At 66.7% G+C, this 20,062-nt stretch carries 14 protein-coding genes and 4 pseudogenes; 9 read left to right on the top strand and 9 right to left on the bottom strand.

Going from position 1 to position 20,062, the window contains the following annotated elements; all coding sequences use genetic code 11:
• Nucleotides 1-79: 79 nt before the first annotated feature.
• Nucleotides 80-1,291 carry an MFS transporter gene (locus GO592_RS32845; protein WP_007300025.1) on the top strand — a complete coding sequence of 404 codons (1,212 nt, stop codon included), beginning with the start codon at nucleotides 80-82 and terminating at the stop codon, nucleotides 1,289-1,291.
• A 214-nt stretch (nucleotides 1,292-1,505) separates the two neighbouring features.
• Here the strand turns inward: GO592_RS32845 and GO592_RS44865 are convergent.
• Both GO592_RS44865 and GO592_RS32835 read right to left on the bottom strand, forming a co-directional pair.
• Nucleotides 1,506-1,658 (bottom strand): annotated as a pseudogene (locus tag GO592_RS44865) (Hsp20/alpha crystallin family protein); the annotation flags it as partial.
• A 23-nt stretch (nucleotides 1,659-1,681) separates the two neighbouring features.
• Complete coding sequence (locus tag GO592_RS32835) at nucleotides 1,682-2,326, bottom strand: GntR family transcriptional regulator (RefSeq protein WP_007300023.1); 645 nt, start codon at nucleotides 2,324-2,326, stop codon at nucleotides 1,682-1,684.
• A gap of 731 nt (nucleotides 2,327-3,057) precedes the next feature.
• On the opposite strand from GO592_RS32835, the pseudogene GO592_RS32830 reads away from it, so the two are divergent.
• The 6 genes and pseudogenes from GO592_RS32830 to GO592_RS32805 all read left to right on the top strand — a co-directional run.
• A pseudogene (locus tag GO592_RS32830) lies at nucleotides 3,058-3,534 on the top strand (transposase); the annotation flags it as partial.
• A 50-nt stretch (nucleotides 3,535-3,584) separates the two neighbouring features.
• A complete protein-coding gene (locus GO592_RS32825) occupies nucleotides 3,585-4,769 on the top strand; it encodes an IS30 family transposase (RefSeq protein WP_202715055.1) in 1,185 nt (394 codons plus the stop codon).
• 13 nt (nucleotides 4,770-4,782) lie between these two features.
• Nucleotides 4,783-5,088: pseudogene (locus tag GO592_RS32820) on the top strand (transposase); the annotation flags it as partial.
• A gap of 58 nt (nucleotides 5,089-5,146) precedes the next feature.
• Entirely contained in the window at nucleotides 5,147-6,388 is a 1,242-nt protein-coding gene (locus GO592_RS32815; RefSeq protein WP_202715054.1) for a tyrosine-type recombinase/integrase, read from the top strand.
• Entirely contained in the window at nucleotides 6,385-8,817 is a 2,433-nt protein-coding gene (locus GO592_RS32810) for a tyrosine-type recombinase/integrase (protein WP_237737170.1), read from the top strand. Before GO592_RS32815 ends, GO592_RS32810 begins: the two co-directional genes overlap by 4 nt.
• Nucleotides 8,818-8,854: 37 nt before the next feature.
• Nucleotides 8,855-9,311: pseudogene (locus tag GO592_RS32805) on the top strand (transposase); the annotation flags it as partial.
• Between the two features lie 93 nt (nucleotides 9,312-9,404).
• Here GO592_RS32805 and GO592_RS32800 read toward each other — a convergent pair.
• The 7 genes from GO592_RS32800 to GO592_RS32770 form a co-directional block, all read right to left on the bottom strand.
• A complete protein-coding gene (locus GO592_RS32800; RefSeq protein ID WP_371737013.1) occupies nucleotides 9,405-10,442 on the bottom strand; it encodes an oxidoreductase in 1,038 nt (345 codons plus the stop codon).
• Between the two features lie 431 nt (nucleotides 10,443-10,873).
• Entirely contained in the window at nucleotides 10,874-11,917 is a 1,044-nt protein-coding gene (locus GO592_RS32795) for a ferredoxin--NADP reductase (RefSeq protein WP_172651998.1), read from the bottom strand.
• A gap of 73 nt (nucleotides 11,918-11,990) precedes the next feature.
• Complete coding sequence (locus GO592_RS32790; protein WP_172651999.1) at nucleotides 11,991-12,698, bottom strand: TetR/AcrR family transcriptional regulator; 708 nt, start codon at nucleotides 12,696-12,698, stop codon at nucleotides 11,991-11,993.
• A gap of 77 nt (nucleotides 12,699-12,775) precedes the next feature.
• Nucleotides 12,776-14,272: a pyruvate, phosphate dikinase gene (locus GO592_RS32785; RefSeq protein WP_172652000.1), complete on the bottom strand. Its 1,497-nt coding sequence runs from the start codon at nucleotides 14,270-14,272 to the stop codon at nucleotides 12,776-12,778.
• Nucleotides 14,269-15,072, bottom strand: coding sequence for a coniferyl-alcohol dehydrogenase (locus GO592_RS32780; RefSeq protein ID WP_172652001.1), 804 nt, complete (start codon nucleotides 15,070-15,072; stop codon nucleotides 14,269-14,271). The genes GO592_RS32785 and GO592_RS32780 overlap by 4 nt, the downstream gene beginning before the upstream one ends.
• Complete coding sequence (locus GO592_RS32775; protein ID WP_172652002.1) at nucleotides 15,069-16,499, bottom strand: aldehyde dehydrogenase family protein; 1,431 nt, start codon at nucleotides 16,497-16,499, stop codon at nucleotides 15,069-15,071. The genes GO592_RS32780 and GO592_RS32775 overlap by 4 nt, the downstream gene beginning before the upstream one ends.
• Nucleotides 16,492-17,694 (bottom strand): cytochrome P450, encoded by a 1,203-nt coding sequence (locus GO592_RS32770; RefSeq protein WP_172652003.1) that lies wholly within the window; start codon nucleotides 17,692-17,694, stop codon nucleotides 16,492-16,494. The genes GO592_RS32775 and GO592_RS32770 overlap by 8 nt, the downstream gene beginning before the upstream one ends.
• Nucleotides 17,695-17,844: 150 nt before the next feature.
• Between GO592_RS32770 and GO592_RS32765 the strand changes: the two genes are divergently transcribed.
• Nucleotides 17,845-19,353, top strand: a complete 1,509-nt coding sequence (locus tag GO592_RS32765) for a phage tail assembly chaperone (protein WP_202715053.1) — start codon at nucleotides 17,845-17,847, stop codon at nucleotides 19,351-19,353.
• Between the two features lie 41 nt (nucleotides 19,354-19,394).
• A complete protein-coding gene (locus GO592_RS32760; protein ID WP_202715052.1) occupies nucleotides 19,395-20,027 on the top strand; it encodes a MarR family transcriptional regulator in 633 nt (210 codons plus the stop codon).
• Nucleotides 20,028-20,062: the final 35 nt, after the last annotated feature.

Below are 20,062 nucleotides of genomic sequence, written 5' to 3'. Positions count from 1 at the left end.
CGCGATGGGCCGGAGACCAGCGCCATTTCGTAGCCGCACTGACTTGTCACCGCTCCCGATCTCGGAAAGGCTCGGATCCATGCCGTCGTTCTCGCCCACACTGTCCGGAACGCGCACCCGGCGGTCGTCCGTCCTCGCGGTCGGGGCCACGTCGTTCGCGTTTCTCGTCACGATGATGGGAACGACACTGCCCACCCCGCTCTACTCCATCTATGCGCAGGAGCTGGCGTTCAGCGCCCTCACCGTCACCATCCTGTTCGCCGTGTACGCGGTCGGGGTCGTGGTCGCGCTCGCCCTGTTCGGGCGGCTGTCCGACGACGTCGGTCGGCGCCCGGTGCTGTTCGTCGCGGTCGCCCTCACCGCGGTCAGTGCCGTGCTGTTCCTGCTGCCGTCGACGCTTCCAGTGTTCGTGGTGGCCCGCGTGATCTCCGGGCTGTCCGCGGGTCTCATGACCGGCACGGGCACCGCCGCAGTGATCGACCTGTTCCCACCCGAGCGCAAAGCGGTCGGCGGAATGCTCGCGGTCGCGGTGAACACCGGCGGCCTCGGATTGGGCACGCTCAGCGCAGGGGTGATCGCCGACGTCACGTCGAGTCCGCTGACCATTCCCTATGTGGTCAACCTCGTGCTCGCCGTCCTGGCGGGCACCGGGCTGTGGATCTTCGCAGTCGCACCGGCCACCACTCCGACGTGGCGGATCCGACCCCGCCGACTGCAGGTTCCCTCCTCGATCCGCGGCGCGTTCGTCACCGCCGTGCTCGCAGCCGGAACAGCGTTCGCGGTGACCGGCGTGCTCACCGCCGTGTCGGCGTTGTTCCTGACGGAATATCTGGGGTCGACCAGCCACACGAAGGCAGGCCTCGTCGTGTTCCTGACCTTCCTGTTCATGGCGGTCGGGCAGCTCCTGGCCCGTCGGCTGTCGACGGCCACCGCGATGCTCGTCGGGTGCCTCGCGTTGATCCCCGCCGCCGCGCTGCTGGCGCTCGCGCTGGCGTACACCGTCCTCGAGCCGCTGCTCGCGTCCGCGGTGGTCCTCGGCGTCGCCGGGGGCCTGTGCCTCAATGCGTCGCTCGCCACCACCGTCGAACGGGTCGAACAGCAGTTCCGCGGCGGAGTGTCCTCGGCGTTCTTCGCGGGGATCTACGTGATGCTGGCCGTCCCCGCGGTCGGTGTGGGTGTGCTCGCACGCTTCACCGACCTTCGCACCGCCGGGATCGTCTTCAGTGGCCTGGTCGCCGCGCTGGGGGCCGGAGTGGCCGTGGCCCAGTTGGTCGCGCGCAGGCGGACCTGAGCGGCGTCGATCAGCCCCGCGGTCTGGTGGTGACGGGCGGGATGGTGATCACCGGACGCGTCGTCGTGGTGGTGGTGACCGGCGGCAGTGTCGGCTTCGCGGGTGCCGCCGTCGGCGGGGCCGCGATCCGGGGCACGGTCTGCTCGGTCGTCGTGATGACGGGAGGCCGGGTCACGGGTGTGGTGACCGGGGCCAGGCTGATCGTCGGGGAGGCGCGGTCACCGCACTCCACAGCTGAGGCGTTACGGGCTACTTCGATGCGCCGCGGTTTCGCTCTTTCGGCGACCGGCAGAATCACGCTGAGGACACCGTTGTCGTAGCTCGCCGAAATGCGGTCGACGTCGGTGTTCTCTCCGAGCGACACCTGGCTGGGACGTAGTTGCCGGGGCACTATCGCCTCGCAGTCAGATGATGAACCTCACGCATATGGCTGCGAAGCAGCGTGTCGAACTCCTCGACATTCCCGTGCTCGACGAAACTCGCAAGTTGGGCATGATCGGCGATGATTCGGTCGATCTGCATCGGATCCCGGCCGACCGAACATGCCGCCATACGTCGCTGCCGATCTCGAAGACCCACGTAGAACGCCGCGAGCAAGGGGTTTGCGCCGTATCGCACCACCACCGAATGGAAATCGGCGTCCTCCGCGGTGAATGCTGCACTGCCGGCGGACGCGGCAAGGTCGCGCTGACGGTTCACGCTGGCGCGCATCTCCGCCGCGGCAGCCTCGCGACGCCCCGTATCGGACCTGAACGCGCACAGGCTGCCGGTCTCCACCAGCAGCCGGGCCGCAACGATGTGCTCGGCCTCGCCGTCCGCGATCGGAACGATCAATGCCCCGCGCTTCGGATACAACTTCATCCATCCCTCGGCTTCGAGCCGAAGAAATGCTTCACGAACCGGTGTCCGGCTCGTGCCCACTCGCGTGGCGATGTCGCCTTCGCTGATCAGCTCACCGCCGGGGAGTTCAGCCGACAGGATGAGTTCCTTGACTGTCGCGTAGACCAGGTCGGACGACGTCGGAATCTTAGACACAACTTGCAGCTAAACAGGAGTTCAGCTTAGTGGCAAGAGAAGACGCGCCCCACTACCGGTGAAGTCCTGCGCCACGCGCGCGTACAGACTGGTGATGGGCGATCCCATCCCCACACCGTACGTCAACCGCGCCTCACCGAATCTGTGCTGGTAGAGGCCATTCATTGCGCACGCAGTAGCCCACACCGGCCGCCGCTGCGCCTGAACCGGGAGATCTACCGCCCCCGACACGGGGGCTCCGGGGCCGGGTGCCGAGCCGTGACGATGTGCCCCGAGACCTTGTCAGCGCTGAAGGGAACAGGTGCGAGATGGACACCGAGCTGTCCGGCGCCAACGCCTTCAGCGGGATCAACTAAAGATGACACCGAGCATCGATGTCGAGATCACCTCCGAAACGACTGCCCGCGCGATCCTTGCTTCCGCCGAAGTGGACCCGGTGGACTTGCAAGCGACTGAAACCGAGACGCTCGAGGCCGTGGTGCACAGGTTCCTGCACTCAGTCGCCAAGGGCCAGAACGTCGAACTGGAGGTCGTGTACCGGAGGGGCGAGAACAGCCGCCACCTGACCGTCCTCTCGAACGGCAAGGTCGAGCCGCGCACGCCCAGCACACCGATCCCCACCGCCGCGCCCACGGCACCCCCGCCGACACGGGCGGAGGACTCCTCCGCACCACCGACGGGGCCCGTGGTCGTGGCTGCCGAACCCCTCACATACGAAACCCAGTCTGAGGTTGTTCCGCACCCGCAGACGCCGGCCCCCAGTCGGCCGCAGGCTCCCTCGCAGACAGTTGACCGGCGACGGTGGGTTGTTGGCGAAGTTGACCAAGCTCGTGGTGGAGTCCGCGCTCGAAGGCGAGATGGACGACCACCTCGGCTATGGCAAGAGCGACCCCGCAGGCCGGGGCAGCGGCAACTCCCGCAACGGTAGGCGAGCCAAGACCGTGTTGACCGAGGCCGGTCCGGTCGAGCTGGAGGTGCACCGTGACCGGGAATCCTCCTTTGAGCCGAAGATCGTGGCCAAGCGGCAGCGGCGGCTGACCGGGGTGGAGGACATGGTGATCTCACTGTCGGCCAAGGGGCTGACCACCGGTGAGATCTCGGCGCACATGGCCGAGGTGTACGGAGCCGAGGTGTCCAAGCAGACGATCTCGACGATCACCGAACGGGTGATGGACGGCATGGCCGAGTGGCAGAACCGGCCGCTGGATCCTGGGCGGATTCCACTGATCGAGGCGAATCCTTTCCCGAGAGGATTACGATGCCCAGGTATGCGTGGAACAAGTCACCACAGGAAGACAAGCGCCGCTACTTCGAGCTGATCAGACAAGGCCACTCAGGATCGAAGGCGGCAGCGACGGTCGGCGTGTCGCTGAGCTGTGGGTCGCTGTGGTTCATCGACGCTGGCAGTATGTCTTATGTCGAGAGTCCGATCAGTAGCCGTTACTTGAGCCAAGACGACCGTATCGAGATCGCCGACGGGCTGGCCCGTGAGGAGTCGGTCAAGACGATCGCGGAACGCATCGGCAAAAGCTTCCAGTCGGTGTACAAGGAGATCGCACGCAATCGAAAATCCGATGGTCGCTACCAACCGTGGTACGCCCACAACCAGGCACACCAGCGTCGACGACGCCCGAAAGTGCGTGTGTTCACCCACGATGACACGCTGCGTCGGCTCGTCGCCGCTAAGCTCGGCAAGCGCTGGTCACCGGCACAGATCAGCCGGTGGCTGCGGCGACGTTACCCACGCCGCACGGCGTGGCACGTGTGCGTTGAGACGATCTATGAAGCGGTGTACCGCGGACTGGTCTTGGCTGCGACTGGCGGGTCTTTGCGCACCGGCCGGACTTATCGCCGGCGCCGTGGCCGCGGACGATCCCGGGACGGTTCGCTCAAGCAGTCAACGAATATGACGCCCATCGCGCAACGGCCAGCCCACGTGGAATCACGTCGTCGGGTAGGGCATATCGAGGGCGACCTCATCATCGGCGCCGGCCAGAGATCGGCGATCGCGACACTCGTCGAGCGCAAGACGCGATTGACCATCCTGGTCGCGATCCGTGGTGGCCACTCCGCGCAAGTCGTCGGGGATGCTCTCATCGAGCGCTTCACGCAGATGCCCGTCTCCCTGCGTCGGTCGCTTACCTGGGACCAGGGCAACGAGATGTTTCACCACGAGCGTATCGCGGACGCCACCGGCCTGAAGATCTACTTCGCCGATCCCCACTCGCCGTGGCAGCGGGGATCAAACGAAAACACGAATGGAATTCTGCGGCAGTATTTCCCGAAGGGAACTGACCTAAGCGGCTGGACCCAAGACCAGCTCGACGAGGTCGCCACCGAACTCAACGACCGTCCGAGGCTATGCCTGAATGACCTCACTCCGAACCAGGCTGTGCGACGATGGTGGCCCCTGCACGATTACCCGATGATTCGCCACGACTAGTGGAATCCGCCCTGTGTACCCGGTGTTGTTCATCGACTGCATCCACGTCAAGATCCGCGACGGCAACGTGGCCAACCGGCCGATCTACGTCGTGATGGGGGTGACTGTCGACGGTACCCGCGACATCCTCGGATTGTGGGCCGGCGAGCACGGTGACGGGGAGGGGGCGAAGTACTGGCTTCGGGTGTTGTCTGAGCTGAAAAATCATGGTGTGCAGGATGTTCTGATCGTCGTGTGCGACGGTCTCAAGCATCTGCCCGACTCGATCGGGCAGGTGTGGCCGCAGACCATCGTGCAATCCTGCGTGGTCCACCTATTGACTGAACTACCGCCGGAATTCTTGCAGGTCATGACTGGTGCGGATACGGTTCGTTGCCATGATCGAATCCGATGGCAGTCCGCGGGATCTGGTCGCGCTGGTGGTGGGTCGCCGGGGTTCACTGGTGGACACGGGCGAGGGGTGGCGGCCGTGGCGGCTGCTTGATCCGGACGGAGCGCCGGTCGCAGCAGTGACCGCATTCTTCAGTGACTTGAGCGCAGCGGGCCGATCGGCGGCAACGCAGCGGTCGTATGGGATGGCCTTGCTGCGCTGGTTCCGGTTTCTGTGGGCAGTCGAGGTGCCGTGGAACGAGGCGACCCAGGTCGAAGCCCGGGATTTCAGTATCTGGATTCGATCGTTTGACAAGCCGAGTCGGCGAGAGGGCGCGCCGGAGCCGAAACCGAACCCTGTGACCGGCAAGGTCGGTCCGGGACGCAAGTACGCGTCCTCGACCAGAGCGCATTCGGAAACGGTGCTGCGCAACTTCTACGAGTTCCATCGAGAATCTGGCAGCGGACCGATGATCAACCCGTTCCCGCTGTCGCGAGGGCGACGCCGGGATGGTCGCGCGAATGCGCATCACAATCCGATGGAGCCGTATCGGCGTGAACGCTCGGGGCAGTATCGACCGCGGCTGGTGCCCAGAATCCCGCGCAGTATTCCGGATTCTTGTTTCGATGAGCTGTTCGTGCGGCTGGGATCGCATCGCGACCGGGCGTTGGTGGCGTTCTGGGTCTCCACCGGCACCCGCGCCTCGGAGCTGCTGGGCTGCAAGAGAGCCGACGCCGACACGGGGCGGCAGCTGATCACCGTGGTGCGCAAGGGATCAAGGGTGTTGCAGCAGGTGCCCGCGTCACCTGACGCATTCGTGTGGTTGCGGCTCTACCAGCAGCAGATGCATGGCCTGGTGTCCGCCGGAGGCGATGACCCGTTGTGGTGGACGCTGCGCAAGCCGTTCCGGCCGTTGACCTATCACGCGGCCCATCGTATGTTCACTCGGGTCAACGCGCTGCTGGACGCGAACTGGACGCTGCACGACCTCCGTCACACCGCCGCCTATCGGATGGCGCGTGATCCCGGGATGCCGATCACCGATGTCCAGTGGGTGCTCGGCCACGCGTCGCTGACCACGACGCAGATCTATACCAACCCCGTCCCGGAAGAGGTGATCGCCTCGGTGCTGGCCCACCACGTCCGCCGCGCGAACCCCGACGAACAACCACGTGCCGGCGACGACACGTCAACCCAGCGATACCGACCCGAGTCGCTGGACGTGCTGTTCGGCAGAGGCGTCCGGTGATCGAGCCGTTCATCGCCGCACCGTTGCCGACAAAAGCCCTGCGCGATCCACGCTATAAGCCGTCGAGTCTGCAGACGGTCCCGCAGCTGCTGCACCAGTTCCCACCGCGAACCCTGCCGGTGAGTTGGGACGCGACACGGGACTCACGGGGCGAGGTGCTTGCGCGGGCACTCGTGCAGCCGCTGCTCGACGCCGACCGGCACGAGCAGTCACGACATCACCGCGGTCTGCGGGCGGTCCTGGATTGGCTGACCGAGTTCCCTGGCGTCACCTGGCAGGAACGGTTCCTCGACAGTATTGAGACGCCTGCGGACAACATTGGCTGGAAACACGCTGCAGCGCAATGGTGGTCGAGTACACGACCAGAACCGACGACGGTCAAGAACGGCATCAACCTGATTGCCATCGGCACCGCCTCGTTGATCTGTGCGGACGTGCTGCGGCCCCCGGTGGACTGGTTGATGAGCCCCAGAACGCCGAAGAACCTGGCCATGCGTCTGGAGCAGGCGCGTGATCCGCACGGGTGGGCGGCCTTGCGCGCAGCCTGCGACGCCGACCCGGCCGGGCGCTCCACGAAGACGAGGGCGCTGTGTCGGATCGCGGTCATCATGGCCGCCAAGGGCGGCGCAGTCGCCGACATCACGGTCGGCGACTGCCTCGAGCTGCTGCAGGCCATCCAGCGGATCGGGGGTGGCAAGACCACCACCAGCGGCTATTTCTATCACTTGCTGCGCACCATCGGCGTCCTCGGCGCAGACGCTCCGTCCACGGTGCGGGTGTTCGGCACCACCGGGCAGGTCAGCGTCGAGCAGCTGATCGACCGGTACGGCATATCATGCCGCCCCGTTCGGGATTTGCTGGTCGACTACCTACGCGAACGCCAATCCACTGTCGACTATGTGACTCTGCAACGACTGGCCGGAACTCTGGGCAAATTGTTTTGGGCCGACCTCGAACACCACCACCCGGGCATCGACTCGCCGCGACTGGCCCCCGAGGTCGCCGCGGCCTGGAAGCAGCGCGTCCTCACCCGAGAGTCGGGCCTGTCCACCCTGGCGATGGTGCGGGCGTTCTATCTGGACATCGCGCAGTGGGCGATGGAAGAACCCACACGATGGGGTCCGTGGGCAGCGCCGTGCCCGATCCGCAGCGACGAAATGTCGCGGACGAAAACCCTGCGGCAGCGCAAATCCCGCATGGATCAGCGCACCCGCGAACGACTTCCTGTCCTGCCCAACCTTGTCGCCGCCGTCAACGCCGAGCGACGCCAGGCAGCAGAACTGCTCCACGCAGCCCAAGCTGCTCGCCCCGGCGACACGTTCACCGCGGCCGGGCAGACCCTACGCCGCAGCATCCTGGCCGCCCGCGACGGTGGCACGAAGATCTGGTCCGAGGACCCTACCGGCGGGCCCCGACTCGACTTGACTTTTCAAGAGCACCAAGCATTCTGGGCATGGGCAGTAGTTGAAGTGCTGCACCACACCGGGCTGCGCATTGAAGAACTCTGCGAGCTCAGCCACCACAGCTTCGTCCAATACACCCTGCCCACCACCGGCGAGCTCATCCCGCTACTGCACGTCGCGCCGTCGAAGACCGACTGCGAACGGCTGCTGGTCATCAGCCCCGAGCTCGCCGACGTCCTGTCGGCCATCGTCTGCCGTGTCCGCGGCGACGACGGCGCGGTTCCGCTGGTCGCCGCCTACGACTACCACGAGAAGGTCTGGAACCCGACGATCCCGCTGCTCTTCCAGCGGCACTACGGCGGCGAACGCCGCCCCATCAACCCACCGGCCGTCCGCCGACTGCTCAACGCGGCGCTGGTCAAAACCGGTCTCACCGACACCACCGGGCAACCACTGCGGTTCCTGCCGCACGACTTCCGCCGAATCTTCATCACCGACGCCATCATGAACGGCATGCCACCCCACATCGCCCAACTCGTCGTCGGCCACCGCGACATCAACACCACCATGGGCTACAAGGCGGTCTACCCCGAAGAAGTCATCACCGGCCACCGCGCCTTCCTTGCCCGCCGCCGCGCCCTGCGGCCCGGCGAGGAATACCGCACTCCCACCGACACCGAATGGAACGAGTTCCTTGGGCATTTCGAGCACCGCAAGGTCGCCCTCGGAACCTGCGGGCGCGCATACAACACGCCCTGCATTCATGAGCACTCCTGTCTGCGCTGCTCGCTACTGCGACCGGACCCCCAGCAACGCCGCCGACTCACCGAGGTCCGCGACAACCTGCTCGCCCGTATCGACGAAGCCCACCGCGAAGGCTGGCTCGGCGAAGTCGACGGACTCCGCATCAGCCTCGCCGGAGCCGAACACAAACTCGCACAACTCGGCGAACTCACCACCCGCGCAGCTACCGTGCACCTGGGACTACCCCACTTCTCCCACCTCGTCGGCCGAACGGTCCGATGACGAACAGATCCCAAGCAAAACGTCGTAGTTCAGAGAACACCTTCTCCGCAACACCTACGCCTACGCCTCCCGCAGGGACTGGGCCGAGATCGCCAAGGACCTCAAACCGGTCTACACCGCACCGTCGGAGCAGGCCGCGCTCGACCAGTTCGCCGAGTTCAGCGACAAATGGGAGAAACGCTATCCCGCGATCATCCGGCTCTGGACCAACGCCTGGGCCGAGAACGCGGCCGTTCCTGCAGTTCGACCACGCGATAAGGCAGGTCATCTACACAACCAACGCCATCGAGAGCGTCAACGCCCGAATCCGCAGGGCCGTGAAATCCCGCGGTCACTTTCCGACCGAAGCAGCGGCTTTGAAATGCGTGTACCTGGCCATCATGAGCCTCGACCCCAAAGGCACCGCCCGCCAGCGCTGGTCCAACCGCTGGAAGGCAGCGCTGAATGCCTTCGAGATCACCTTCGACGGACGCCTGTCCGCCGGACGAAAGTAGCTACAAATCAACCAGTTACACCGTTATGTGGACAAACCCTCGAAGACCGCGCAGACCAGCTATTGGCCGAGCTACTCGGGATCCTCGACGACGTCACGTGAGGGCAACCGCATCGACTCTGCCCGCACCGAGGTCAGTAGGCTCGGAACCTGCCGCTACGATCCGGATTCGGGTGTCGACCACTTCCGAGGGGTGCGGATGCTCCAGTGTCATTGGTGACTGGGCGCACCCGACGGAACCGGTGCAGGGCATCTCCGGGAGTATCACTGCCCACGGCCGCGGTGGGGATCCCGGCTTCCTGCTGGATGCGGCCGGCGAACGGCACCTGGTATCCGGGTCCGACCGGGATCTGCGCGGCCGGGGATTGCCGCCGGTGGAAACATCGATCAGGTCGACCCCGTGCTCGCGGAGTCGGTGGGCGAGCATAACCGACTGTTCCGGTGTCCAGGACATCGATTCGATCCCTTTCTCCTCGCCGGTCCAGTCCGTTGCCGACAGTCGAACGAAGAGGGGAAGGGTGGCCGGCCAGCTCTCACGCACGGCGTCGGCGACCTCGAGCAGCAGTCGTATCCGATTGTCGAAGGGACCGCCGTATTCGTCGGTTCGGGTATTACTTTCCGGCGACAGGAACTGGTGGATCAGGTAACCGTGGGCTGCGTGTAGTTCGATGACCTTGAACCCGTCGGTGTGGGCGCGGCGGGCGGCGGTGCGGAAATCGTCGATGACCTGGGCGATGTCATCTTTCGTCGCCGCCTGCGGGACGGCAAAGTGCCCGAATGGCACCGCACTCGGTGCGAGGGTGTGCCATCCGAGGGGGTCCTCGGCGGGAATGCTGTGTTTCCCCTGCCACGGCACGGTGGACGAGCCTTTCCGTCCCGCGTGACCGAGCTGGATTCCTGCGACTGAGCCGAAGCGTTCGATGTCGTGGACGAGGTCGGCCAGTGCGCTGGCCTGCGTGTCGTTCCAGAGTCCGAAGTCGGCGGGGCTGGTGCGGCCCTGCGGACTGACGGCCGTGGCCTCCACGACGATAAGGCCGGCGCCGCCGATCGCCCGGGTGACCAGATGCAGATGATGCCACTCGTTCGGAGCCCCTGTGCGGGGTCCGGTCTGATCGGCGGAGTACTGGCACATCGGTGACATCCACGCGCGATTGACGAGGGTGAGATCACGCGAGGTGAGGGCTCGAAAAGTATGCTCACGCGTTTTATTCCTCATCACGTCGGTCAGCCGTCGATGGTCGATATGACGGTGTGGCAGTGTGCTGCGACAATGACTGGCACTCGACCACCCCCACCGGTTCGGTACATACCCGCAGCCAACACATCTGGGCGCGGACGTACGCGGTCGTCCTGATAATTTCGCGGAAGCTCACCAGCCTGCCTCCGTGCAGGAGACGGAGCAGTGCGATCACGGTATGGAGCATGAGCGTCGGCATACGGTCTCCTCCAGGCAGTCGGCGCAGCGCTCGGGCTCGGGCTCGGATATTGAACACGAACACACATCAGAGCACGCCGGGTATCAAATTGTGTTCGCGGAGAATCGTTCCGCGAAGGATCGACAGGTCAGAATTCGACCTTCAGGGTCGGGCTGGTCGGCTTTGCCTGGCAGCCGAGGATGTAGCCGTCGGCGACGTCGTCGGGGTCGAGGGCGTCGGTCACGCCGGGATCAACCGTCCCTTCCAACAGGGTGCAGGCGCAGGAGCCGCATTCGCCTTCGCGGCAGGAGTAGGGGGCATCGATTCCGGCGTTGACCATGACGTCGATCAGTGTGGCGTCGGCCGGCCAGGACAGGGTGTGTGTGTCGCCGTCCAGTGTGATGTCCACGGTCGAGGACTCGGAGTCGTCGGTGGCGGTGATGTGCTTGATCGGCGCGAAGGGGTCACCGTCGAGGGAGCGGAATTCCTCGATGTGAATCCGGTGCCGGTCGTAGCCGATGCTGGTCAGCGTTTCCTTGACCATCGCCATGAACGGTGCGGGCCCGCATACGAAGACGGTGCCGTCCTGGCCGCCGTCGGCGAACCGGGTCAGGCTGTCCGGGGTGGGTAACCCGGACTCGCTTTCGAGCCGGTGCTCGACGGTGAGCCGGTCCGGGTGCTTCTTGGCGAGGTCGACGAGTTCGGCGTCGAAGATGATCGACTCCCGGTCCCGGTTGGCGTAGTACAACGACACGGTTCCGGTGGCGGACGCCAGGACGGTCTTGAGGATCGACATCACCGGGGTGATGCCGCTTCCGGCGGCGAAGAGCCGGAAGTCACCGTCGAGACTGTGTGGGGTGAACGTTCCCGACGGCGGCAGTACGTGCACGGTGTCGCCGGCAGCGAGGTTGTCGCACAGCCAGTTCGAGCCGTAGCCGTCGGCGGTGCGTTTGACGGTCACTTTGATGAGGTTGTCGGTGGTGGGGGAGCTGGCGATGGAGTAGCAGCGCGCCACCGAACCCGTGCGATCGCTGGGAATGCGGACGGTGAGGAATTGCCCGGGCCGGTACGCGAACCGGTCGGCAAGCTCCTGCGGGACGTCGATGACGAAGGAGGAGGCGTCGGGTGTTTCGGTGATGACGTCGGCGACACGGACGGTGTGACCGAGGGAATCGGAGGCGACGGAGGTCATGGATGCATCTTTCGTTGCAGCTCAGGATGGGGGAGCGATGTGCATCGCACCGGGCAGCCGGTGACGGTGCGAATCAGCGCTCGGCGGACGGCGCGGCCGGGGGCAGCGCCCGGAACCAGACCTCACCGAGGGATCGGCCGAGTTCGTCGATACGTTCGCGTTTGGGAGTGGAGGCCGGCAGGCCGACGTGGACGTAGGCCATCTGCTCGGTCATGCAGCCGAGGGATTCGGCGAGCAGGTCGAGGTTGGTGTCCCCGATTTCCCCGCGCTCGTGCAGTTTCTGCAACCACCGGCGGGTGCGTCCGACGAAGTCGCTGCGCAGCTGCAACCACAGCTGCTGGAAACCCTCGTTGGCGCTGGCGGCGGCGGCTTCACGCAACAACCGCAGGATGTGCCGGTGCCGGGAGTAGGCATGCAGGTAGGTGATGTTGACCTCGATCAGCGCCTCGAGTTCCCCGCTGGTGGTGGTCTTGCGGCTGGTGGCCTCGGACAATTCCTGCAGCCCGGTGTGCATGGCGGCGAGGAAGACGTCGTCGAGGTCGGTGAAGTGCCGGTAGAAGTTCCCCTGTGCGGTCTTGGCCCGGTGGGTGATGTCGGAGACCCGGGTGCGGGTGTAGCCGTACTCGCTGAAGCATTCGATCGCGGCCTGCACGATGCGTTCCCGGGTGAGCTCGCCGCGCTTGTTCGGACGTTTGGGGGCGGCCGATCCGGGTTCGACGAGGCCGACGTGGGTGTAGACGTCGTCGAGCGTGCGCGGTGCGGCCGGATGCTGTGCGGTCATCCGTGCCTCCTCTCCGTCGCCCGCGTTTGCGAACACCCTATCACTAATGGTGAGGGTTGCATCCTGCTGACCTCGCATTATGTCCGCTCCAGGTGTGCCGAGCGTAGGGGTGCGAGCGGGTGATCGGCCGGAACGGTGTCGGGCAGGTAGCCGAGCAGTTCGGTGAGGTATTCGTCGACGGCTCCGTCGGTCGGGGTGTGCAGGACATCGCCCTCGTACACCGAACCGGTGGCCCCGTCGACGGTCACCGTCAGCCCGGCCAGCTTCGCGACCGTGCCGGTTCCGGCACCGACCACGCACGGCAGACCGATCTCGCGGCACACCAGGGCGGCGTGTGAGGTGGCTCCGCCGAGTTCGGTGACGACCGCCACCGATTCGAACATTGCGGGCACGTCGTCGGGTGCGGTGGAGGGGCGCACCAGCACGACCGGTGTTCCGGCCGCCGCGAGGTCGAGGGCCTCGTCGATGTCGCTGACAGCCTGACCGACCGCCACACCCGGGCCGGCGCCGAGACCGCTTGCCAGGACCGTCTGGTCGGCGTGCACCGCGTGGGTGGTGGCCAGGCTCGCCGCCTGTTCGGCCGAGATCCGGGTGTGGGCTTCGTCGTCGGTGATCAGGCCTTCACGGACCAGGTCGACGGCGATGCGGACCGCCGCGCGGGGTGAGCGCTTCCCGGCCCGGCACTGCAGGACGTACAACCGTCCGCTTTCGACGGTGAACTCGATGTCGACCAGATCGCGGTGCTCGCGTTCGAGTACCCCGGCGATGCGCTCGAGTTCGGGGTAGACCTCGGGCAGGATCTCGCCGACGGTGACGAGGGGATTCGGGGTCTTCTCCCCGGACACGACGTCCTCGCCCTGGGCCTTGGCCAGCCATTCACCGTAGAGAGTGTTCTCACCGGTGGCCGGGTCCCGGCTGAACATCACCCCGGTCCCGGACTGCTCGTCGCGGTTGCCGAACACCATGGCCTGCACGGTCACTGCGGTGCCGGCACCGGCTCCGAGGTTGTGCCGGGCACGGTAGGCGCGGACCCGTTCATTGGTCCAGGAGTCGAAGACCGCGCCGATCGCCGAGCGCAGTTGCTCGAACGGATCGCTGGGCGGTTGGGCGCCGGGCTTCCCGACGACGATGTCGGCGTAGCTGTGGCAGAACCGCTCCCAGGTGTCGGTCGCCCACTGCTGGTCGCCGGTCTCGGTGGCGAGCGCCTGGCAGAGCTCGGGGGTCAGGCCGAGGTTGAGAACGGTGTCCATCATGCCCGGCATGGACTGTGCGGCACCGGAGCGGACCGAGACCAGCAGCGGCGACGGACCCGCGCCGAACCGGCGGCCGGTCGCGGCTTGGAGTCCGCGCAGGTGCTCGAGCACCTCCTGCCAGATCTCGTCCGGGAGCGCCCTGCCGTTGTCGTGGTAGAGCGCGCAGACGCCGGTGGGCAGCGCGAACGCCGGCGGGACCGGCAATCCCATGGCCCGCATCTTGTTGACGCTGTAGGCCTTGCCGCCGAGCACCTCACGGGAGCCGGGGTGGGTGCCGTCGAGGGTGATCACGTGCTCGGCCGGGGTGGTGGGGGAATTCATAGCGAGAGTCCTTCGAAAACGGGGGATTTGGCGGCCGCACGGGTGGCGAACAGGCCACCCTCGACCGGGATGTCGATGCCGTTGAGCCACGACGCGGCGGGGGAGAGGGCGAAAGCGACGACGGCGGCGATCTCGTGGGGGTAGCCGTGCCGGCCGACGGCGTCCTGGGACCGGGCCATCGCGTCGGCGCCCATACTGGCCTCGAAGTCGGCCAGGATCGGTGTCTCGACCGGTCCCGGGCTGACCGACAGCGCCCGGATGCGCCCGGTCAGTTTCGCCGACAGCAACTGCGTCCAGTCGACCAGGGCGCGTTTGGAGGTGTCGTAGGCGGCGGGCCCCTTGACCGGGTGGTCCCGAAGCCAGGCCTGCAGTTCCGGGCGGTCGCGCACCCGCAGCAGTGCGTCGATCGACTCCGGTGGCTCGGTGTTGCGGTGCGCGGCGACCGAGGCGACGTTGACGACCGCGCCACCCTCGACCATCCGCGGCAACACCAGTTCGGTGAGCAGGCGGGGCCCGAGCAGGTTGACCGCCAGCACGGTCTGGGCGGCGGCAGTGCCCGGGACACCGGCGACGTTGGCCAGCCCGCTGATCTCGGCCGGAAGTGCGGCGACGGCGTCGGTGATCGAGCCGGGATCGGAGAGGTCGCACAGCAGGGTGCGCACCGATCCGATCGGGCACTCCCGCCGGTCGAGGGCGTAGACCGTGGCCCCGGCCCCGCTCAACTGGTCGGCGAGCGCGAGTCCGATTCCTGATGCCGCGCCGGTGACGACGATGTTTCCGCTGAAAGTGGTGCCGGTCATGACATTACCGCCGTCACGTCGGTGAACTCCTCGATGCCGAGATGGCCGAGTTCGCGGCCGTAGCCGGAATCCTTGACGCCACCGAAGGGGACTGTGGGCCGGTTGCGGGTGCGGACGCCGTTGATCTTGACTTGGCCGACGTCGAGTCGGCCGGCCACGGCGCGGGCGCGTTCGACGTCGGCGGACCAGACCTCCGCGGACAGCCCGTATGCGCTGTCGTTGGCGATCCGTACCGCGTCGTCGACGTCGGTGTAGGTCTGCACCGCGATGACCGGGCCGAAGATCTCCTCGCGGATCGCGCGGGCGTCCTCGGGCAGACCGGTGACGATGGTGGGATCGACGAAGAAGCCGGTCGAAGATGCCTCGGAGGGTTTGCCGGTGCCGGTGAGCAGGTGCCCGCCCGCGGCGACGGCGTCACCGATGTAGTCGAGGACCCGGTCCCGTTGACGGGCCGAGACCAGCGGGCCCTGCCGGGTTTCCGGGTCGGCGGGGTCGCCGAGGGTGTGCTGAGCGACCGCCGCGGTGAGCACGTCGGCGGCGTCTGCGGCCAGTGCCTCGGGCACCAGCAGTCGGGTGGTGGCGTTGCAGGCCTGTCCGGAGTTGACCAGCCCGGAGGCGACCACCCCGGCGAGCGCGGTCTCGAGGTTCGCGTCCGGCAGCACCACCGCGGGCGACTTGCCGCCGAGTTCGAGGGTGCACCGGGTCAACGTCTGCGCCGCGAGGGCCGCGACCGCGCGGCCGGCTCCGACGCTGCCGGTGAACGAGACATGCGCAAGGAGCGGGTGCGCGGCCAGCGCGGCCCCGGTGGCCGCACCGGTGCCGGTGACCACATTGAACACCCCGGGCGGAAGTCCCGCTTCGAGGAAGAGCTGGGCCAGAGCGTTCGCGTCGTACGGGGTCATCTCCGAGGCCTTGAGCACCACCGTCGATCCGGCGGCGAGAGCCGCCGAGACCTTGGCGACGATCTGGTGGACCGGCATGTTCCACGGCGTGACCGCGGCGATGACACCGCTGCCGCGGCGCACCAGGGTCGCCCCGTCGATGTCCTGCGACCAGGGGAAGGCGCGGGCGGTGCGGGCGGTGGCCCGCAGCACGTCCGCTGGCAGCTGCGCCTGGGTGATGCGGGCCAGAGAGATCGGCATCCCCATCTCGCGGCTCACGATGCCCGCGACGGTGTCACCGTCGCGGGTGAGCAGATCCGCGGTCCGGTCGAGCAGTGCGGCCCGTTCGGCGACGTCGGTGGCCCGCCACGCCGGATGAGCGGACGCGGCCGATCGGACGGCGTCGTCGACGACCTGCGCACCGGCGTCGACGACATCGCCGATCGCGGTCTCGGTGAACGGGTCGATCACCTCGAGCACCGGTCCGTCCGGGACGAACCAGTCGCCGTCGACCAGACACCCGGCCCGGTCGAAAGTGTCAGCCATGCCGCTGCTCCAATCGCACGGGAAGGGTTTTGACGCCGCGGAAGAAGTTGCTCTGCAACCGCTTCGGTGGCTCGACCACGTCGATGTCGATGCCACGTTCGACGAGCTTTGTGAAGAACAGCTTCGCCTCGAGTCGGGCGAGATTGGCGCCGAGGCAGGCGTGATCACCCCACCCGAAACCGAGGTGCTCGTTCGGGAACCGGTCGGCGCGGAAGGTGTTCGGGTCCTCGAAGACTCGTTCGTCCCGGTTCGCCGAGCAGAACCACATGACCACCTTGTCGCCGGCCTTGATGGTCCTGCCGTGCATCTCCACATCTCGGGTGGCGGTGCGTCGCATCGACAGCACCGGAGACACGTAGCGCACCATTTCCTCGATCGCGGTGCGGATCTTGCCCGGGTTCTCGCGGAGCAGGTCCCACCACTGCGGGTTGTCGTGCAGGGCGAGGACCCCGCCGGAGAGCAGATTCCGGGTCGTCTCGTTGCCGGCGACCATCAGGATCAGGTAGTAGGCGTCGAGATAGCCACGGGCAAGGGGTACGCCGTCGATTTCGGCGGCGGTCAGCACGCTGACCAGATCGTCGGCCGGGCAGGCGCGCCGCTCGGTCTCGAGGGCCCGGAAGTAGGCGAAGACCTCGTCGCGGGCGCGCACGGCGGTCTCGGGGCCCTCGGAGTAGTCGGGATCCTCCGACGCCATCTGGTTGGTCCACCGCAGCAGGTTCGGGCAGTCCTCGAGCGGAGCGCCGAGCAGGCGGCCGATCATCACCAGGGGAAGCTGAGCAGAGATGTTGGCAACCATGTCGATCGGCCCCGCGCCGACGGATTGATCGAGCAGTTGATCGATCACCGCCTCGATGTCCGGCGTCAGCGTCTTCACCTTGGCCGGGCGCACCTGCGGGGTGACGATCTTGCGTAGCGGCCCGTGCTCGGGGGGATCGACGTGATGGATGCTGCGGGCACCTTCGCCCTCGGCGCGGCGGCTCGCGATCTGGGTACCTTCGGTAACAGTGAAGGTCTCGTGGTCCGAGGCGACGGTTTTGACGTCGGCGTATCGGGTCACCGACCAGAATCCCGGCCCGTTCGGCTCCTCGTTCCAGTGCAGAGGATCCTCGTCGCGCAGCTGCGCGAAGACCTCGTCCGCATAGCCGGATTCGAAGGCCCTCAGGTCCATCAGGTCGATACCACTGCTGGTGGTCATTGGATGTCTCCCGTCACGGTCACGTCCGTTTGTGACATTAGTGTCACTAAAGCACAGATCCGCCAATTTGAAAACACCCCTTGTATGATGAGCCGATTCGCTTGTAGCCTGGACCCTGATAGTGACGAAACATTCACAAAAAGAGGTCCTGTGTACCCTCCCAGAATCGCCAACGAGCGCCCGGAATCCCTCGCCTTCGTGATGGCCGGATCCGGTTCTTCGCTGACCTACCGGCAGCTCGATGAGCAGTCCAACCAGCTCGCCCACCTGTTGCGCTCCCGCGGCGTGACGGCCGGAGCCTCCATCGTCTTGGTGATGGAGAACCGGATCGAATGGCCGGTGGTGGTCGCAGCCGGCATGCGGTCCGGTCTGTACGTCACCCCGGTGAACTGGCACCTGACGCCCAGCGAGCTCGCTGCGCTTCTGGCCGAAGCGGCACCGGCCGCGGTGGTCACCAGCGGCTCACTGGCCGACGCGGTCGCCACCGCCCTACCCGACGGGCACGCCGCGCTGACCCTGTGCACTGACCCCGCTCCCGGTTTCGAGCACCTCGCCGGCGCGATCGCGGACCATCCGGCCACTCCGATCGCGTACGAACGCTTCGGCGCACGTGTCCTCTACAGCGGAGGCACCACCGGCCGGCCCAAGGCGTTCCGGCAGAAACTGCTCGACATCCACCCCGCCGAGGCTCCCACTCGGCACGCGGGTCTGGTCGAGAAACTGGGCATCGATTCGGACACGGTGTTGCTGTCGCCGGCCCCGAACTACCACGCCGCACCGTTCACCTTCCAGCTGATGACAATGGCCGCCGGCGGCACGGTGGTGTGCATGGAGCGATTCGATGCGGCCGCGGCCATGACCGCGATCGCGACCTACGCAGTCACCCACTCGCAGTGGGTGCCGACGATGTTGCTGCGCATTCTCGCCCTGCCCGACCGGGACGCGATTACGCTCTCGCCGACGCACACCACCGCCGTGACCTCCGGGGCCCCGTGCCCGGTCGAGGTCAAGGACCAGATCAATGCGTGGTGGGGGCCGGTCCTGCACGAGTACTACGGCGCCTCCGAGGGCTATGGGCACACCTACATCTCCGCGACCGAATCCGCCGACCACCCCGGCTCGGTGGGCCGGCCCCTGGGCGGCACCCGCGTGCATGTCACCGACGATGCGGGAAACCCGCTGCCGGCGGGGGAGATCGGCAAGGTGTGGTTCGAGCCGCCCGCCTCGGCCGACTACGTTAACTCCGCGGACACCGCAACCACCGCCGCGTGGAAGAGCATGGGCGATCGGGGCTACCTCGACGAGGACGGCTTCCTCTACCTCGCCGGCCGGGAGAGTTTCATGATCATCTCCGGTGGGGTCAACATCTACCCCGAGGAGATCGAGGCGGCCCTGCTGCGCCACCCGGATGTCGTCGACGCCGCCGTCTTCGGCATTCCCGACCCCGAATTCGGGGAACAGGTCAAGGCGATGGTGGAACTGCGCGAGGGCGTGGCCGCCGATGACGGGACCGCCGCGGACCTGATCGACCACTGCCGGGCCATCCTGGCAACCTTCAAGGCGCCCCGGTCGGTCGACTTCGTGGACCGCCTGCCTCGGCTGCCCACGGGAAAACTCAACAAAAAGGCCCTGCGCTCACCGTATCTGGCGAGCTCGTGACCGTCATCCGACCCACCGATCGATCCGAACAGGAGCCAGATATGGTTCACACTCAGAACGACCAGCTCACCTTCGATGTCCTGCACTCGCTGCGCGTCAAGGGACTTGCCAACAACGAGGTGCTCAGCGCCCTGTCCGGCGTGTCCGTCGAGGACCTCCCCGCAGCTCTCGACCCGCTCGTCGAGCAGGGGCTCGTGGTGCGCCGGGAGGGGCGGATGCCCGGATCGATGCTGACCCCCGCCGGTAAGACCGAACACCTGCGGCTGCTCGCCCAGGACCCGGCCACCACCGGCGCGGCCGCCGCGCTGCAAGCGTTCTACGACCGCTTCCTGCCCATCAACTCCGACTTCAAGAAGGTGTGCCAGCGCTGGCAGATGCGCAGCGAGGACACCCCCAACGATCACACCGCCCCCGGCTACGACGCCGAGGTCGTCGACCAGCTGGCACAGACCGGTGAGCAGCTGCGGGCACCGCTGCAGGAGCTCGCCGAGGTGCTTCCGCAGTTCGGCCGGTACCTGCCCCGCCTCGCCGCCGCGCTCGACCGCGTCCGCGCCGGTGACAACGCCTCGTTCGCGAGGCCGATGTACGACAGCTACCACGACATCTGGATGGAACTGCACGAAGATCTCATCCTCAGCACCGGACGCACCCGCGGCGCAGCCGACGAAGGCTGACGAGCGAGTTCGACACGAAGGTCGGGCCGGTCGAT

The sequence above is a fragment of the Rhodococcus sp. 21391 genome (assembly GCF_016772255.1).
Classification (GTDB): domain Bacteria; phylum Actinomycetota; class Actinomycetes; order Mycobacteriales; family Mycobacteriaceae; genus Rhodococcus_F; species Rhodococcus_F opacus.
This window is presented reverse-complemented; position numbering and strand designations above follow the sequence as displayed.

Bases quoted from the DNA above. Each gene is read 5' to 3' on its own strand.
- GO592_RS32845 (WP_007300025.1), top strand. From the start codon at position 80: ATGCCGTCGTTCTCGCCCACACTGTCCGGAACGCGCACCCGGCGGTCG.
- GO592_RS32825 (WP_202715055.1), top strand. From the start codon at position 3,585: ATGCCCAGGTATGCGTGGAACAAGTCACCACAGGAAGACAAGCGCCGC.
- GO592_RS32815 (WP_202715054.1), top strand. From the start codon at position 5,147: ATGATCGAATCCGATGGCAGTCCGCGGGATCTGGTCGCGCTGGTGGTG.
- GO592_RS32800 (WP_371737013.1), bottom strand. From the start codon at position 10,442: ATGTGCCAGTACTCCGCCGATCAGACCGGACCCCGCACAGGGGCTCCG.
- GO592_RS32795 (WP_172651998.1), bottom strand. From the start codon at position 11,917: ATGACCTCCGTCGCCTCCGATTCCCTCGGTCACACCGTCCGTGTCGCC.
- GO592_RS32790 (WP_172651999.1), bottom strand. From the start codon at position 12,698: ATGACCGCACAGCATCCGGCCGCACCGCGCACGCTCGACGACGTCTAC.
- GO592_RS32785 (WP_172652000.1), bottom strand. From the start codon at position 14,272: ATGAATTCCCCCACCACCCCGGCCGAGCACGTGATCACCCTCGACGGC.
- GO592_RS32780 (WP_172652001.1), bottom strand. From the start codon at position 15,072: ATGACCGGCACCACTTTCAGCGGAAACATCGTCGTCACCGGCGCGGCA.
- GO592_RS32775 (WP_172652002.1), bottom strand. From the start codon at position 16,499: ATGGCTGACACTTTCGACCGGGCCGGGTGTCTGGTCGACGGCGACTGG.
- GO592_RS32770 (WP_172652003.1), bottom strand. From the start codon at position 17,694: ATGACCACCAGCAGTGGTATCGACCTGATGGACCTGAGGGCCTTCGAA.
- GO592_RS32760 (WP_202715052.1), top strand. From the start codon at position 19,395: ATGGTTCACACTCAGAACGACCAGCTCACCTTCGATGTCCTGCACTCG.